This is a genomic window from Leifsonia sp. ALI-44-B (genome assembly GCF_001984125.1).
GTDB lineage: Bacteria > Actinomycetota > Actinomycetes > Actinomycetales > Microbacteriaceae > Okibacterium.
Genome location: NZ_MTQL01000003.1, coordinates 12,468 through 27,420, shown reverse-complemented (window position 1 = coordinate 27,420; position 14,953 = coordinate 12,468). Strand labels below are relative to the sequence as shown.

Here is a 14,953-nt window from a genome sequence, read left to right as displayed (position 1 = left end):
CCTGGTGGCCCTGAACAAAAAGGACTCCACCAAGAAGCTTGCCGCGACCGTAGACATCCTCGTGGCGCAGGGCCTGGAAGAGAAGCTGTCGCGCGGCATCCTGATTCTTTCGGAGCCAGCGCGGAAGGCGCGCAAGAACAGCGACGAGTACCGGGCGAGCGAGGAGAACCGCGAACAGACCATCGAGCACTTCAAGCACTATGTGCGGGAAGTGGTCGTGGTGCCCTACGACGAGGCACTGAACGGGTCTCGCATTGTGTACGAGAACCTTGCACCCGCGACTCAGCGCGCGTACCTGGCAGCGACGGCGGCGATCATTGATGGCCTCTGATCTGACAGCACGGCCGGCGGCCGTCATTGCTCAGCTCAACGGCCCAATGTGGACGGTTGAGGGCCGAACTGTCGAGGTCGCCGCAGGCGTTGATCCGTCGTCGTTCCTTCTGGAACAACTCGTGGGCGGCCCGCTCGGGTCCGAGCCCCGCGACATCGACGTGCGCCCTGCTGGCCAGGAACGCTTCACGCTGACACTCGCAGCTGACGGGGCCATCACGGCGAACGGTTTCTCTAACCCGGCCGCGTTGCAGTGGCTCCGCCCGCCTCGACTAGTGATGGCGGCGCCGAGTGTCGGGCGTGTGATGCCCGACGGGTGGGCACTGTACGGCGCTCATCCAGGGGCAGGCGTCACCACCTGGGCCGAGCTGCTTCACGGTGCGGAGATAGATGACCCGACCTCCTACGACGGCCGCATTCTCCTCGTCGCCCGCACCACACTGCAGGGCGTCGAGACGAGCAAAGCATTCACTCACCGCGCCGGCGCGATCTTGATGGTCGCTGATGCGCCGGGGAAGGTGCCGGCCGATGTTCGGCGCGGCATCCGAGTACTGTCCGGCGTCGCCCCGATCATTCGCGTCCCCTGGGTGCCGGCACTACGCGGCACTCTCACGATCAACAAAACCGCAGCTGTGGCAAAAGTCGCAGCGAAGACCGAAGCCGCGATCCGCGGCAACTGGAAGGACACACCATGATTGAACTCGTTACCAGCGCCGTAGACACCTTCGTCGCAGCGCCTTACTGCTTGCCTGTCGACGCTCAGAACGCGCTCGATACCGCGAAGTTCTGGACGCAGCTCGTGGCCGTGGCCATGGCCGTGATCGCTTTGATCATGATCGGCATTGGCATGTTCTTCTCATCCCGCCGCGGTGACGGCGGTGAAATGCTCCGTTCGCTCGCCTGGTGGATTGCCGGCGTTGTTCTGATCGGTGCCGCCTCGGGGATCGTCTCGATCTTCCTGCAGGCTCCCGAAGGGTGCGTCCAGTGATCGCGCTCTTTTGGGTCGTCGTCGGAGCGCTGGTTGTGGCAGTAGTCGCCGCAGTAGCGCGCGCCATTTTTCTGAGCTGGCGGAGCCGGGATAGCGACCTCGATTTGATGCGGGTCTACCTGGTCGGCGCAGGTGTGGGCATCTTGGCCCTAACGGGCGTCGCCTTCGTATCCGTCAGTAGCCCAAGCTTTGCCCTCGATTGGAGTTTCTGATGACAAAGGCATCTACGAGCAAGATCACCCTTTGGCTGTCGATCGGCGTGCTGGTGGTCGCGATCATCGCGGCGCTAGTCATCTTCCTAGTTCCGTCGGACACACCTGAACCGTCTACGGAACAGACGCAGCGGCCAACGTCTGCGCCGACCGAGACCTCTGCTGTCGGCGCGGTCGGATGTGCGGCACCGGCCAGCGACGAGCGCGACGTGCCCTCAGACCTCCGCTGGGAGGCGAAAGAAGGCGTCACCTGGCCCGTGTCCGATTCGGTCGGTCCAACGGCCGTGACAAAGGGTTTCGCGGCGTGCTTTGAGCATTCACCGGTTGGGGCGTCTTTGGCGGCAGTAACTTTCGTTTTCTCACAGGTGGACCACACACCCCTTGAAGCAACGGAATTTTATGTCGCTGACTCACCCGGTAAGAAAGCCATGCTCTCGCAGCTGGACGAAAACACGGAATCACGGCTGACGCAGCAGATCGCATCCAGCGGAGTGTCGATCGCAGGATTCCAAATTGAGGAGTACGACGGCGATCGCACCTTGGTGCGCGTCATCCTTCGTGTACCCGCGAGCCCTACGGGTTTCCGGGGCTTACCTGTGCCGCTCATTTGGGAAGGCGGCGACTGGAAAGTGAAGCCGCTCGATACAGGTTCAACGGGTCAGGCTTCGGATGTCAGCGAGGGCGAATTCACCCCTTGGGCAGGTGCGAGCAATGGATGAGAACTGCTTCGATCCGGCTAACCTCATCGACTGCACCGTCGGTTCCATAGCCCAAGGTGAGCTTGAGAATTTTGCTCGGGATCTGATGCAGGGCGCGAACGACATGTGGACGGGTTTCTTCACGTCGTGGATCACGTCAGGGCTCGACGGGATCGTGGGCGGTTACACCGCCGATTGGTTCGCTGGGATCACCATGCCGGTTCAAGCGTTCCTTCTCGCTCTCGGGTTGATGATCGCCGGTGTTCGCACGGCGCTTCTTGCTCGTGGCGACGTCGCCGCCGATGCCGCGAAACGGTTCCTCCGTGCGATTCTCATCTCGGTTGCTGGCGTGACGTTCTTTAGCGTCATGCAGACCGGATCGAACGCGTTGGCGAAATCGATTCTCGAGGCTGCAAACGGGGGGAGCGCCCCTAACCTCCTATGGGACGAGGCGACGTTCAGCGCGAACATTGCGCTGGCACTGATCTTCGGCCTGTTGGGCGTGTTCGCGATCATCGTCCAGTGGATCATCATGATCCTGCGTGCCGTTGCAGTGTCGGTGTTGCTGCCGTTCTGGCCGCTCACGGCCGCCGGCGCAATGTTCGAACGCCACGAGGGCATGTTTGAGAAGACGACAGGTTGGCTCCTGGCGTTCCTGCTGTACTCGCCCGTCGCCGCGTCGCTCTACGGCCTAGCCATCAAGTTCCGTGAGGGACGCGATGGCGTTGAAGGGGCAATGATCGGCGTCGCGATCTTCGTCCTGGCGATCTTCGCTTTGCCGGCGCTGATGCGCCTGGTGGTGCCGGTCACCTCGGCGATGGGCCGGGCAAGTGCCGGCGCGATGGCAGCGAGCGGGGCTCGCACCGCCCTGGTGACCAGCGTCGCGGTCGGATCGGCAGTTGCAACCGGTGGCGCCGCGGCACCGGCCGCGGGTGCAGCGGCAAAGTCTGCCGGCACATCGAGTGCGGCCGCGGCCGGTTCATCGACAGCTGCAGGCGGAGCCGGATCAGCCGGCCCGGCTGGTGCTGCTGGTTCTGCCGGCGGTTCCGGGCCGGCCGGTGGCGGCGGGTCTTCGGGGTCGGGTGGGCCTTCCGGGTCCGGCGGTTCCTCGGGGTCTTCGCCTTCGGGCTCGGGTAGCGGAAGCTCTTCGAGTTCCGGCCGCTCAGGGTGGGACACAGCACGAGATTTGGGTAATGCGATCCCCAGCGGGAGTCGCGGAGTGGGGGAAATGATCGATGAGTAAGAACACAGAAACCGTAACCATCACCATCAGCGGCGGCCTGGGCCTCTTAGACGCGAAGGGCGCGAAACGGTACTCGGCTGCAGTCGCGCGCTTGCTGCGTAATCCCGTAATGGCGGGCCGACGTGTCAACGTGACCATCACTGCACCACACCTGCCTCCGTACACCGACGACGGAGGGCTGTTCAAATGACCGACGAGACACAGCAACGCGTTCGTTTTGGAGTGTGGATTCCCACGAACCGGGCCACGCTCGGCGGCCTAACGCTCCCTGGCTGGTTTGTCCTGGTCGGAGCCCTCACGCTTATGGCCATGACGTTCGTGCGCGGGTGGTTCGTTGCCGGCCTCATCGTCGTCGTTGCAGCGCTGTTATTCGAGCTGGTGTTTATTATCCGATTCGGCGGTGACACGACAGGCCGCACGATCGCTGAGCGTCTCTCGGCCGCGATTTCGGGGGTGCGCCGTGCCGAACGAGGAGAGGCGACGTTCAACTCGGGCCTATTTTCGACCCTGCCGGCGGACGCTCTTACGTCCCTGCCGGGAGTCCTCGCGCATGTGAAGGAGATCGACGGGACCGATGGTTTCGGAGAGCCGTTCACGCTGCTTCACAACCCGAAGACGAAGACACTGACCGCGGTGTTCTCCTGCAACGCCGATGGCACAGACATGCACACGCAGAGCAAGGTGGACGCCGATGTGGTGTCCTATGGCGGGTGGTTGGCGTCGCTGTCGGCGGAGGATGCCCTCGCCGGCGCGACGGTCGTCGTAGACGGTGCGTTGCGGGACAAGGGGCCACTGGTCGAGCGAATTGTGTCTGACATCGACCCGGACGCTCCCGAGGTCGCGCGCCGGCACAGCATGGAAGCGGGCGAAGAACTTCCCGGCCGGTACTCGGAAGTTTCGACGTGGGTCACGATGTCCTGGTCGATTCCGTCGCTGGCGACCACGACGGAAGATGCCGTGGCCGAGGTGGCCGCGAAACTGCCGTACCAGGTGGAAGCGTTAACCGACGCCGGCGGCGGCACGGTATCGATCGCGACGAGCGAGATTCTCGCTGAAGCAGTGCGCGTGGCCTACAGCCCGGAACGGTCAACGGAATACGCCAGCGACGCGCTACGGGGGCTGCATTCCGGCCTGCGGGTAACGGAGGCTGGCCCTGACTACTTCGATGACAGCGGCAAGCGTGTGTGCCTGCACGATGGCGTCGCGTCGATGACAGCGCTTGTGCTCGCGCCGCCGCGCCGGCACATCACCGAAGACACCCTGGCGGGGCTATTCCGCCCCTCTGACCGGTTCCTTCGGAAGCGTGTGGCCCTGTTCTATCGTCCGGTGCCGCCGGAGAAAACGACGCAGTTGGTCGAACAGATGGGAGCGGCCGCCTCCACCGTGGCGACCGCGAAAGCTCGCCGCACAGCGAAGGACCAAAAAAAGGTGACGCAGGCGGAAAAACTCGAGGACGAAGTGACCGAAGGTGCATCGGTCACGCGGTTCTCGATGGCCGTCACGGTCACCTTCGAGCCGGATGACCGCGCCTACCGTGAGGCGCTGACGAAGCTGAAAAGCCTGCTGCAGCAGTCGTCGTTGGCGTTCCGGTTCTGCGAGTACGACGCCGGCCCTGCGTTCCACACCACTCTGCCACTGGGCATTCTGCCGTGGCAGCACGAAACACAGGTCGAAACAGCAATGAAGGGGATCGTATGAAGCGCATGCCCGCGTGGATGAGGTCACGGCCTCGCCCACTGACACCGACCGGTTACGCAGGCCACGGAGGCGGCCGCTGGAGCCGTGTTCCGTCCGCACCGATGTGGTACGGCTCATCGGTCCAAGCGAACGGCATTTACCCGTTCACCGCCGGCACCGCCCGGCCGGTTTCTGGCGCACCCTGTGGAACGGACCTGCAGTCGCACACGGCTGTGGCGCTCGATCATCACGCGTTCTATATGGAGGGTGTGATTTCGTCACCGTCGATGTTCCTGTTTGGGATCAACGGTGTGGGGAAGTCCTCGACCGCGCAGACGATGACTCTTGGGATGATGGCGCGGGGTCTGGTCCCGGCGATCTTCAACCCTCTCAAGCGTGGGGAACACACGCCGCTGGTCGAGCAAGCTGGCGGGTCAGTATTCGAGTTTGGTCCGAACGCCCGCCATCAGCTGAACCTTCTGTCGCTCGGTCCCCTCGGCAAAGCTGCGGAACGTATCGGCGGCAAGACGGGGGAGGAGCTGCGCGAGCTCGCGACGTGGAAAGTCGTGAAGCAGGCGCAGCTCGCGTTGCGTGTGAGCCGCGGCGCGCCGCTGTCTGACATGGAAGACGCTGTTGTCGAAGCGCTTGTGCAGAGCATCCTCGACCGCAACGATTCGCCGGTCACCCGAGACCTAGGCCGGGTGTTCCGGGAACCCTCGGAACACGTTCTCTCCCTGACTCGGCAACGCAACGCGGAAGGGTTTGACGCGAAGTACTCGGACTTGGGCGACTCCATCGAAGCCATGCTGTCCGGCGACCTCGGCCGTCTCCTCGGCGGCACGGAGTCAATCGAAATCGACCCCGGCAACCGGGGCGGGTTCTGCTTCGACACCTCGTCAATCCCAGCCAGCGCGACCGCTCTGCTTTCGACGGCCATGCTCATGTCGTGGTCGCTCGGAATGGACTCGATCGACGCGCACTGGGAGTTGGCCAAGCACGAAACCCAGCTGCAGGCCGAAGCGGCCGCCGCCGGCGATACCTACAAGCCCGCCGTGACGTGGAGCGGTTACACCACCCTGATGGATGAGTTTTGGTACCCGATCCGGTCAACCCCCGGCATCGTCGACCAGGTAGACGCCCTGTCCCGCTCGAACCGGTCGGTGGGAACGGCGGAGATGAAGATCACTCACTCCCCGAAAGACATGCTCTCTCTCCCCAACCCGGAAGACCGTGAAAAAGCCCGCGGCCTCGCCGAACGAAGCGGCCTGCTGGGGCTAATGGCTCTGACAAAAGACGACGTGGAGGAGCTGGCGAAAGTGAAGCCTCTCACCGACAAGGAAATCCGTATGGTCGCCAGCTTCAATGCGGCCAGGAGCTGGGGGAAGAAACCCCTCGCGGGCGCGAAGTCCTCTGCCCCGCCTCCCGGCGCGGGAAAGATCCTCTTCAAGGTGGAAGGCCGTCCGGGGGTCGCGGTGAAGATGATCCAGACGCCGACCCAAAAGGGTTTCCACATCACCGACGAACGTTTCCGCGCACAACGCCTGCACAGCGACGAAAGACGAGGAGCCTGACATGTCAGCCGTAAGCCGCAAAACAGACACCACCGGCCCTCTGGTCGCCGTTCTCCTGGCAATCTGGGTGATTGTCGGACTGATGAGCGTGTGGACGATCGCCGCATGGCTATCAGGCACAGGGAAGGGGCTGGTCAACCCCGTTACCTACGTTCGGGAGGGCAACCCGTGGACCGGCGCACACACAACCGCAGCCATTCTCGTGGGGGTGATCGTCGTCGCCGTGATCGCGACGGTGATTTTCTTCACCGTCCGCGCCAGCCGTCGCCGCGCCCCCGCGGACAAGGCCGCGCCCTACATGGGCACGGGACGCGCGATCGCGGCACTGCTGCCCAAGGCACTGCGTAAACGTCACCGCCGAATGGGTGTCTCCGACGAGTTCGTCGGCGTAACCGTCGGCCACACCGTGGCCGGCCGGGTGCCCGTGCGGGCATCGTACGAAGACACCGTGTCCGTGATTGCGGGGCCACGACGGGAGAAGTCGGCGTCCATCGTGATCCCGAACGTTCTCGCGGCGCCAGGGTGTCTTCTCGTCACGTCGGTGAAACCCGACATCCTCAACGAGACGTCGGCCGCGCGGAGCGCGATCGGCACGGTGTTTGTGTTCGACCCCCAACGGCTCGCGTCAGCACACCGTGGCCATGACTGCTGGTGGGACCCGCTGGCCAACGTTAAGACGATCGAAGACGCCGCCGTTCTGGCCGACGTGTTCGCATCGGCGACCTTCGGCGCGGATGACACCAGCGACCCTTTCTTCCCGAAAACGGCGCGCACTCTCATGTCGCGGTACATCTTCGCGGCCGCGATAACCGGGCATTACCTCCCGACCGTTCTGGAATGGATGAACCGGGAAAACAACCGCGCACCGATCGTTGCGGTGGAGGAAACCCACCCGCACATCGCCGCGGAAATCGAAGCAATGCAGGAGATGACTGAGAGGACACGCTCAGGCGTCTTTGTCTACGCCCGACAGGCACTTAGTTTCCTGTCATCGGACTCCGTTCGCGCATGGGTGCAACCGCAGACCGGGCAACGCGAATTCAAGCCCGAGCAGTTCGTCGCGGCCACCGCTGACACCCTCTATCTGTTCAGCGAAGAAGGACCGGCATCCGCGGGCCCTCTGCTGGCCGCAATGACTCGTGCCGTTTTGACGGCCGCAGAGAACGCCGCCAAGCAAGAGCCCTCGGGCCGGCTGAAACGGCCCCTCATGGCCGTTCTAGACGAAGCGGGAAACATCTGCCGCATCCCGGACTTGCCTGAGAAGTACACGCACTACGGTTCTCGCGGCATCGTGCCCGTGACCATCCTGCAGACCCAGGAGCAGGGCGAGAAGGTGTGGGGCGTGACGGGCTTCGGTCAGCTGTGGGCCTCATCCACCGTCCGTGTATTCGGCGGCGGTAACGCCTCCAACTCGTTCCTTCGCGACCTGTCCGAGCTGATCGGTGACTACGAATACAGCGAGCACACGACCAGCACGCACGACGGGAAGCGCACCACCAACACGATCAAGAAATCGGAACGAATCATGGACGTGTCGGATCTGGCGGCGTTGTCGCTAGGCCGCATGGTGGTGTTCGCGTCCGGCTGTCGCCCGGCGCTCGTGCGCTCGATCCCGTGGTGGAAAGACAAGGCCCTGGCCAAGCTGAACGCAACCGCGGCCGCGGCCGCGAATACGAAACGGAAGGACGACGATGCTGTCTGAACGCCTGCCACTGACCGAGGCTCCCGACGAACTGCCGGAGTTCGTTGACGGGGTTCTGCTGCCCTACCTCACACCCTCCGAGAGCAACCGGGTCGTGTGGTGCACCGAATGGCGGGATCACCCAGACGCCGTGCACCGCCTCGCCGCGATCCACGAGGAATGGGCGACGATGCTCGGAGAGGAAGACGCGTCACTGCACCTGTTCCTCCGAGACGTTCTCGACTACCACCTACCACTGCTGATTGATTCCGAGAAGGGCGCATTTCGGCGCTGCGGCGGAAGCCACGACGCCGGCCGGCAGCTGGGATCAGAGAAACGGGCGGGCCGATGAACGGACCCTGGGCCGAGTACCGGAACCGCCTTGACGACAGGTGGTCGATCATCGAGTACGCCGACCGCATCATTCTCAGCGCACGGAGTACCGCGATCACGAGAGATGGCCGGCCGTATTGGCGGCAGGACTGGTCCGAGATTTTCCACGTTCGCCCAGTGGGCCGCCCTGAGCGGCCGGCACTTCGCTGATACGCGAACCTTCGGTTTCCCGGCGGCTTTCATGTCATGGACCGGTCCACCATGGCTATGCATGGCGACGTGCCCTGGGAGCACCTGTGGCCCGCTCTGCGGCGACTTGCCGCCCGCACCGGGTTCACGGTCAGCCCCCTCGTTGAAACTCTCACAGAATCCGACCCCGCGGCGGCGCTAGCCGCGCTGATGTTCCCTCACGTTGAACAGCGCATCCTGAATGGCCTACCGCCTGAATCGGCACGGTTTACGCATGGGCACCGGCCATATGGGCTCACGGCGGCGCTGCGAGAGGAAACCGCGGTCGCCTTTGCGACGGTCGCGTTCGGGAAGAACCGGGTGCGTAGAGACCTGGTGCGGGAATGCGCTGTCGCCCCTCTCTCCGCGTTAGCAGTTGCGGCACATGTGAAGACAACCGTGCCGGTAGACCACCTGGTGGAGTACTTACGTGCCAGCCACGACGCGGCACCGTCGACGGAACGCTACCGAGCAATGCGATCCGTGCTGCTAGCGGTGCCGGCAACTCGTCGCCGCCGATTCCTGGTCGAGTCGCTGACGAGTCCCGATGCGCGAGACTCTTTGGTGCTCGCGGGCGACGTCGCCGGCCCCCTTACGACTCCCGGAGTGGACACGGCTCGGAATTGGTCTGGCCTCCACGACGCACTTACCGCCGAATTCAATCTGCGCTATGCCCGGAACGAACTCGAACGCGAACAGAGCCACCGAGAGGCGATGGCGAAACCGATCCCTCAAACCCCGGTCGCGGCAAGCGTGCACGGGGTACGCGTCGGCCCCCACACGGTCAACGCTGCGCACACCGTTGGCGAGGTCATCGGCTGGGGCCAATACATGCACAACTGCATCGGCTCCTACGCCTACCGCGCCGCCCGCGGTGACTGCATCCTCCTGGCGGTGACTGACGATGAACAAAAGATCGTTGCGAACATTGAGTTGACACCGGCCGGGGAACTTGCCGAAATCAACGGTCGCTTCAACAAGCCGATTGCGCGCAACCTGGAAGGCCGCATTGCCGCCGCCATTCGGGCGGCCGCGAAGCAGGCCGCCTAACGCTCCTGCGTGGGGGCCTTATCGGAAGTAGCCTGCCGCTGCCGATCCTGCGCCAGCTGGTGGCCACGATCAGGTGCCGCCAGCTGCGCCGCCGCACGCTTCTGGTAGGTCTCATCCTTCGCCGCTTCCTCGGCCGGCGTCCCCGGCTGAGGGGGCTTCGGCGGCGCAGCAGAAGGCGCGGGATCCGCGCGCAGCGCGTCACGGCTGGCGATCGCCTTTTTCTCCGCGGCGCGGGCCGCGTCTACGGCCGGGTTTACGCCAGCTGCAGTCGCCGCTTTCGCCCACTCGTTCCGCTGCGCCTCTGTCGGGTGCGGGGCCGGTTCGGCCTGGTGCCGCTCTGTGAAGCGCTGGCGCGCCGTCTCGGCCTCCTTCTGGGCCGCTGCGCGCCGGAACACAGATGCGGACGCGGCGGCCGCGGATGCCTGCTCGACGGCGGCGTAGTCGGTCGCCCAGCTGCTCTCCTGAGCCGTGACCGCCTTGCCCGCTTCTGACCGCTCAACCGCTTCACGCGCGCCACCGAGCTCAATCACGGCTCCGTCAGCTGCCGACAGCGCGGCCGCGTAGTCCTTCGACGGCGTTTCCGGGTGCCGGCTCTGCCATTGCTGGTGGGCGCTCTCCCACGCACGCAACCGTGCCTGGTACGTGCGCTGCTCGGTCGCAACGCGCGCGGCGCGCAGCTGCACGTCATGATCAGGCGCGGGCAACACCACACCCTGCAGGTCTCGTTGCGCGGCTTCGCGCGCGGCGTCGATACCCCGGTCGCCGGACTCTCGCGCCATGGTGGCCGCGAACACGTCTCGAGCTTCGATTCTGTCGCCGGCCACGATGTGGAGGGCGTTGTGCTCGCGGCCGCGGGTCGCGGCCACATAAACGGCCTGCGCAGAGGACGAGTCGGTGACCACGCCGTGGCCATAGTCCACCGTGGCGCCCTGCACGCCGTACTCCGTCGATGCGTACGCCAGATGAGTGCTGGCCTCCACATAGTCACGAGGGAGCCGCGCCTGCCGAGCGCCTTCGTGCACACTCACGCTGCCGTCGCGGTGCACCCGGTCAACAGTCCAGGTGTCGCGGTTTGCCACGCCCAAGTCGTTCGCGTTCAGCCGCGTCATCAGCCGGTCGCCAACGCGGACGGTGAGCCCATCCATTCCGGAGACTTCCACGGCCGGCGTGCGGGTGCGGCCGGCGTCGGCGTGTGCCGCCTGCACGAGCGCGTTGAGTTCGGTGGCTTGTTCGTTCGTGGCCACGGCGACCGCGACGCTCGCGCCGGCCTCGGCGCGCTGTGACACGTCATCGGTGATCGCCGCCCACGCTTCGTCATCGGTCGCGTGAATGACGATGTTGCCGCGCGCTTCGAGGTCATCGAACAAGGCACGAGGGGATTCACGGTTCCGCATCTGCAACGTGAGGTCGGCATAACCCGCCTCCCGGAACCGATACAGCTCGGACAGGTCCAGCGGCCGCGGGTGCGCTGCAACGGCCATATCGAGGACGCCTCCACGACCGATCGCGGGCAGCTGCGCGCGGTCACCCACGAACGCAACGCTGGCCCCCGATTCATCCGCAACAGTCATCACCGCATGGGCCAGGTCTTGGTCCAACATGCCGGCCTCATCGATCACGAGACGGGTGTCCGCGTCGATGCGGAACTCATCGTGAGGACCGCTGTACGTGTTGCCAGTGCCGGGGTCAACGTCGCCAACGTTCAGACGAACCCACCGGCCGTCATCATCCCAACGGAAACCATGTTCGTGCACGAGCTTGTGGGCGCTGGAAGCCTTCGATCCGGTAGCGCTTGCGGCTTCATTTGCCGCGCGAAGAGTCGGGGCGAGAACAACGAATCGTGTCCCATCCGCCTGCGCCATGTCACGTGCTGCAGCGAGCATCGTCGTCTTGCCGGCACCGGCCGCACCTTCGACAACCACCAGCGGCGCACGTGTCGCCAGCGCTCGCGCGGCCACCGACTGCTCACTGTTCAAACCATCGATCAGCGGAGCGTCCGTGTCGATCGCAAGACCGGAATTGAGGCCGCGCACGGTGAACCGTTCACGCAGGTCAGCCTCAACGCGCTGCACACGTTCACTGGTCAGATGACGGACCCACGAGGGCACCTGCCCCGGCACATCCATAGCCAGCTGCGGCAGCGTCGCCGCAACCTCGGTCGCGACCGAGCGAACGAACGAATTCACCTCTTCCGTTCCTGCTTGCACGCCCGCCGCGCCGACAGCGACACCGATGTGTCCCTCCAGATCGGCAAGGGACCAGGCGGACGCTTTAGAGCCGGCGACCGTCACCGCGTGTTCCGCGAGAGCGGCACGGTCCAATTCATCGAGAGTGAGAGCGCGCGGGCGATCGAGCTGAGCGAAACCGTCAACCTGGAGGCCGCTTTCGCGCAGCTCCGTCAGCCACTTCGACTCGGCGTTCTCTGACACCCTGCGCTTCCGCGGACGCTCATACGCCCACGCCTTCTGATCCCACTCGCGGCGCTGCGCCTTGTCCGGTTCGACACCCGGATTCTCCAACCGCCATGCCGCCTCGAACCGCGCGACGTTCGCTTGAATCTGCGTTGCCCGCTTCGACATCGTTTGCGCTTGCTGCTCCAGGTTCGTCACCTTGCCCGTGTGCGGATCGAACGCGAAACCCGCCGCCGCCAACGACTGTTGAAGGCGCGTATTCGAGTTGATCGCCGCCTCACCAACACCGCGCAAAGCGCCCTGCTGCTTCAGCGTCGCCGCGGTGTGCAAACCTCGCCACGAACCCTCAGCGAACACACGCGTGTTCCACTGCACATGCACGTGCCGATGTGGGTCACCCGCCCGTGACGAACGGTGCACAACCGAAACCGACTCCATGCGCTCAACGGGCACCAGGCGTTGCGCGCCCCGCGCACCGACACGCGTTACCGAGTTCTGCGCCATGTACTGGTTCATCGACGCAGCCGCCGCGGCCTGCGCCTCATCGAGCGCCGCAGAAACGGCCGGGTCCAGTGCAGCCGCAACAGACAAGCTCTTGTCGCAGTTGATGGTCATCTCAACGAACCGGGGTGACGCGGGATTGACGACAACCTCACCCTGTCGGTTGATTCGCGTCTCTTCGCGCGGGACGCCACGAGTAAGACCAGCGTCGGGGTCTTTCCAGTCCACCCACGCCTGATAGGACTCACCATCGAGGGCCGTCGTGCTCTGCTGCTCACCCACGCCATCCCAGGCGCTCCACGCGGCCACAGCGCCGTCATCGGCGAGGTAGTACTCGTCAGCATGGGAGTGATCCGATTCGAGGTACGAGCGCGCAGCGGCTCCCGCACCTCGGAAGAACACCAAACCACCACGCATGGCCGCAATTGTACTATGGGCAAAGCCCGTAGCATACGTGCATCCTTTCAAGCTTCTAGTCTCTTGATCTTCATAACGAGAACAAGCAGTCAAAAATCACTGGACTACTGGATGTTCAAACCACTGACATCTACTCTGAGTACATGACTAAATCAGTTCAGGAACTTGTACACGAGCAAGTAGCAGCAAAGATCACCGCTGGAGAAGCGCTGCAGGAAGCCGTCATCGAGGTCGAACGCATCCAGGCGTCATTGAACGAGGCAGAGAGCGAAGCGACGAAAGCTCGCCGCGCAGCACTGAAAGCGGGATGGACCGAGAACGAGCTAAAGAGCTTGGGTCTCGCCGGGCGTCCTCGCACGCGCCGCACAGCGCCGGCGGGGCGGACCGTTCGCAACAACGAGTCGGAATCATCCGACGACGGAGTATCGAACGACGCATAGCGGTATCGCGGCACGGGGGTCAGACACAACAGTTGTTGGGGGAAGAACATGGCGGACAACGAAGGCCAAAGTAAGTCAGCGATAGGGATCGTCGCACTGATCGGCGTTCCGCTTTTTGCGTTCGTTCTCGTGCTCGCCCTGATCATTGGCGTCTCCGGATCAAACGCCCAATCGTGCGGAGTATCCGGTGCGGTGGACGGCAACAACCTCCCCACTGATTCTGTCGCCGGGTTCAACAAAGAGCAGTTGCAGATCGCCGCCGTTCTGATGAACTCCGCGTCGGAACACGGTCTCGGTAAGGATGGACAGATCATCGGCGTCATGGCCGCGATCGGTGAATCCTCCCTCCGAAATATCGGCTACGGCGACGAGGGCAACGGAGTCACCAACCCGGACGGCACCCCGACGTGCTCGCTCGGTATCCTGCAGCAGCAATGGTGCCTCGGCAGCTGGGGAACGAAAGAGCAAGTCCTCGACCCGAAGCACGCGGCGGACACCTTCTTTGATCGACTGGCACAGGTTCCCGATTGGGCGAACCTCGATAAGACGATCGCGATCAACAAGGTCCAGCGGAACGCTGACCCGTTCCACTACCAAAAGCACGAAGCGAACGCGATCAAGATCGTTGACGCCCTCTCCGGTGGAGCTTCAACCTCCGGATGTGCGGCCGGTGACTGGGTGAGCCCGCTCGACCTCGGAACACCCGGTCTCCAAATCTCTGACTTCTTCGGAGACCGCCCTGCCGACGTGATCGGGTACGCCTACCTGCACAACGGCGTCGATCTAAGTACCCGTGTCGGCACCCCCGTTCTCGCCGCATCATCGGGCGAGGTCGTGAAGACCGTGACGGACCAAGGCGGCTCCAACAGCGGCCTCGGAAACCTCATCATCATCCAACATGCCGACGGCATCATGACGAGGTATCACCACCTCATGACCGGCGGCGTTGAGGTCACGGTAGGTGATCAAGTGAAAGCCGGTCAGCAGATCGGGAAGACCGGCAACTCGGGAACATCTACCGGCCCGCACCTCCACTACACCGTCTTCACAGACAGCACCCCGGACACCGCTCACGCCACCGATCCGATCAAGTTCATGCAGGAACGCGGCGTGAACTTCTGCACCCTCCCCGTATGGGCCGGCCACTCGGTCAAGAGCACCTGTTAGGAACGA

12 protein-coding genes and 1 pseudogene are annotated in these 14,953 nt (G+C 64.1%); 12 read left to right on the top strand and 1 reads right to left on the bottom strand.

The window, feature by feature from the left end; translation table 11 throughout:
• The 10 genes and pseudogenes from ALI44B_RS16025 to ALI44B_RS00220 form a co-directional block, all read left to right on the top strand.
• Positions 1–331 (top strand): annotated as a pseudogene (locus ALI44B_RS16025) (hypothetical protein); the annotation flags it as partial.
• On the top strand, positions 321–1,025 hold the full coding sequence (locus ALI44B_RS00270) for a hypothetical protein (RefSeq protein WP_077052803.1): 705 nt from the start codon (positions 321–323) through the stop codon (positions 1,023–1,025). The pseudogene ALI44B_RS16025 and the gene ALI44B_RS00270, both read left to right, overlap by 11 nt.
• Positions 1,022–1,318: a TrbC/VirB2 family protein gene (locus ALI44B_RS00265; RefSeq protein WP_077052802.1), complete on the top strand. Its 297-nt coding sequence runs from the start codon at positions 1,022–1,024 to the stop codon at positions 1,316–1,318. The genes ALI44B_RS00270 and ALI44B_RS00265 overlap by 4 nt, the downstream gene beginning before the upstream one ends.
• Positions 1,319–1,529: 211 nt before the next feature.
• The gene (locus ALI44B_RS00255) at positions 1,530–2,249 is read left to right on the top strand and encodes a DUF8175 domain-containg protein (protein WP_077052800.1); all 720 of its coding nucleotides are present in this window, start codon (positions 1,530–1,532) and stop codon (positions 2,247–2,249) included.
• Entirely contained in the window at positions 2,242–3,471 is a 1,230-nt protein-coding gene (locus ALI44B_RS00250; RefSeq protein ID WP_077052799.1) for a hypothetical protein, read from the top strand. The genes ALI44B_RS00255 and ALI44B_RS00250 overlap by 8 nt, the downstream gene beginning before the upstream one ends.
• Positions 3,472–3,657: 186 nt before the next feature.
• A complete protein-coding gene (locus ALI44B_RS00245) occupies positions 3,658–5,169 on the top strand; it encodes an SCO6880 family protein (RefSeq protein ID WP_077052798.1) in 1,512 nt (503 codons plus the stop codon).
• A 212-nt stretch (positions 5,170–5,381) separates the two neighbouring features.
• Positions 5,382–6,719: a putative type IV secretion/conjugal transfer ATPase gene (locus ALI44B_RS00240; RefSeq protein WP_238591934.1), complete on the top strand. Its 1,338-nt coding sequence runs from the start codon at positions 5,382–5,384 to the stop codon at positions 6,717–6,719.
• A gap of 1 nt (position 6,720) precedes the next feature.
• On the top strand, positions 6,721–8,421 hold the full coding sequence (locus tag ALI44B_RS00235; RefSeq protein ID WP_077052797.1) for a type IV secretory system conjugative DNA transfer family protein: 1,701 nt from the start codon (positions 6,721–6,723) through the stop codon (positions 8,419–8,421).
• The gene (locus ALI44B_RS00230) at positions 8,411–8,752 is read left to right on the top strand and encodes a DUF4913 domain-containing protein (protein ID WP_077052796.1); all 342 of its coding nucleotides are present in this window, start codon (positions 8,411–8,413) and stop codon (positions 8,750–8,752) included. Before ALI44B_RS00235 ends, ALI44B_RS00230 begins: the two co-directional genes overlap by 11 nt.
• A gap of 227 nt (positions 8,753–8,979) precedes the next feature.
• Positions 8,980–10,011 carry a PcfJ domain-containing protein gene (locus tag ALI44B_RS00220; RefSeq protein WP_077052794.1) on the top strand — a complete coding sequence of 344 codons (1,032 nt, stop codon included), beginning with the start codon at positions 8,980–8,982 and terminating at the stop codon, positions 10,009–10,011.
• Here the strand turns inward: ALI44B_RS00220 and mobF are convergent.
• Complete coding sequence (gene mobF, locus ALI44B_RS00215) at positions 10,008–13,340, bottom strand: MobF family relaxase (protein WP_077052793.1); 3,333 nt, start codon at positions 13,338–13,340, stop codon at positions 10,008–10,010. The genes ALI44B_RS00220 and mobF overlap by 4 nt on opposite strands.
• 143 nt (positions 13,341–13,483) lie before the next feature.
• On the opposite strand from mobF, the gene ALI44B_RS15695 reads away from it, so the two are divergent.
• Entirely contained in the window at positions 13,484–13,780 is a 297-nt protein-coding gene (locus ALI44B_RS15695) for a hypothetical protein (RefSeq protein ID WP_143458852.1), read from the top strand.
• 48 nt (positions 13,781–13,828) lie between these two features.
• Entirely contained in the window at positions 13,829–14,947 is a 1,119-nt protein-coding gene (locus ALI44B_RS00210; protein WP_083709326.1) for a M23 family metallopeptidase, read from the top strand.
• Positions 14,948–14,953: the final 6 nt, after the last annotated feature.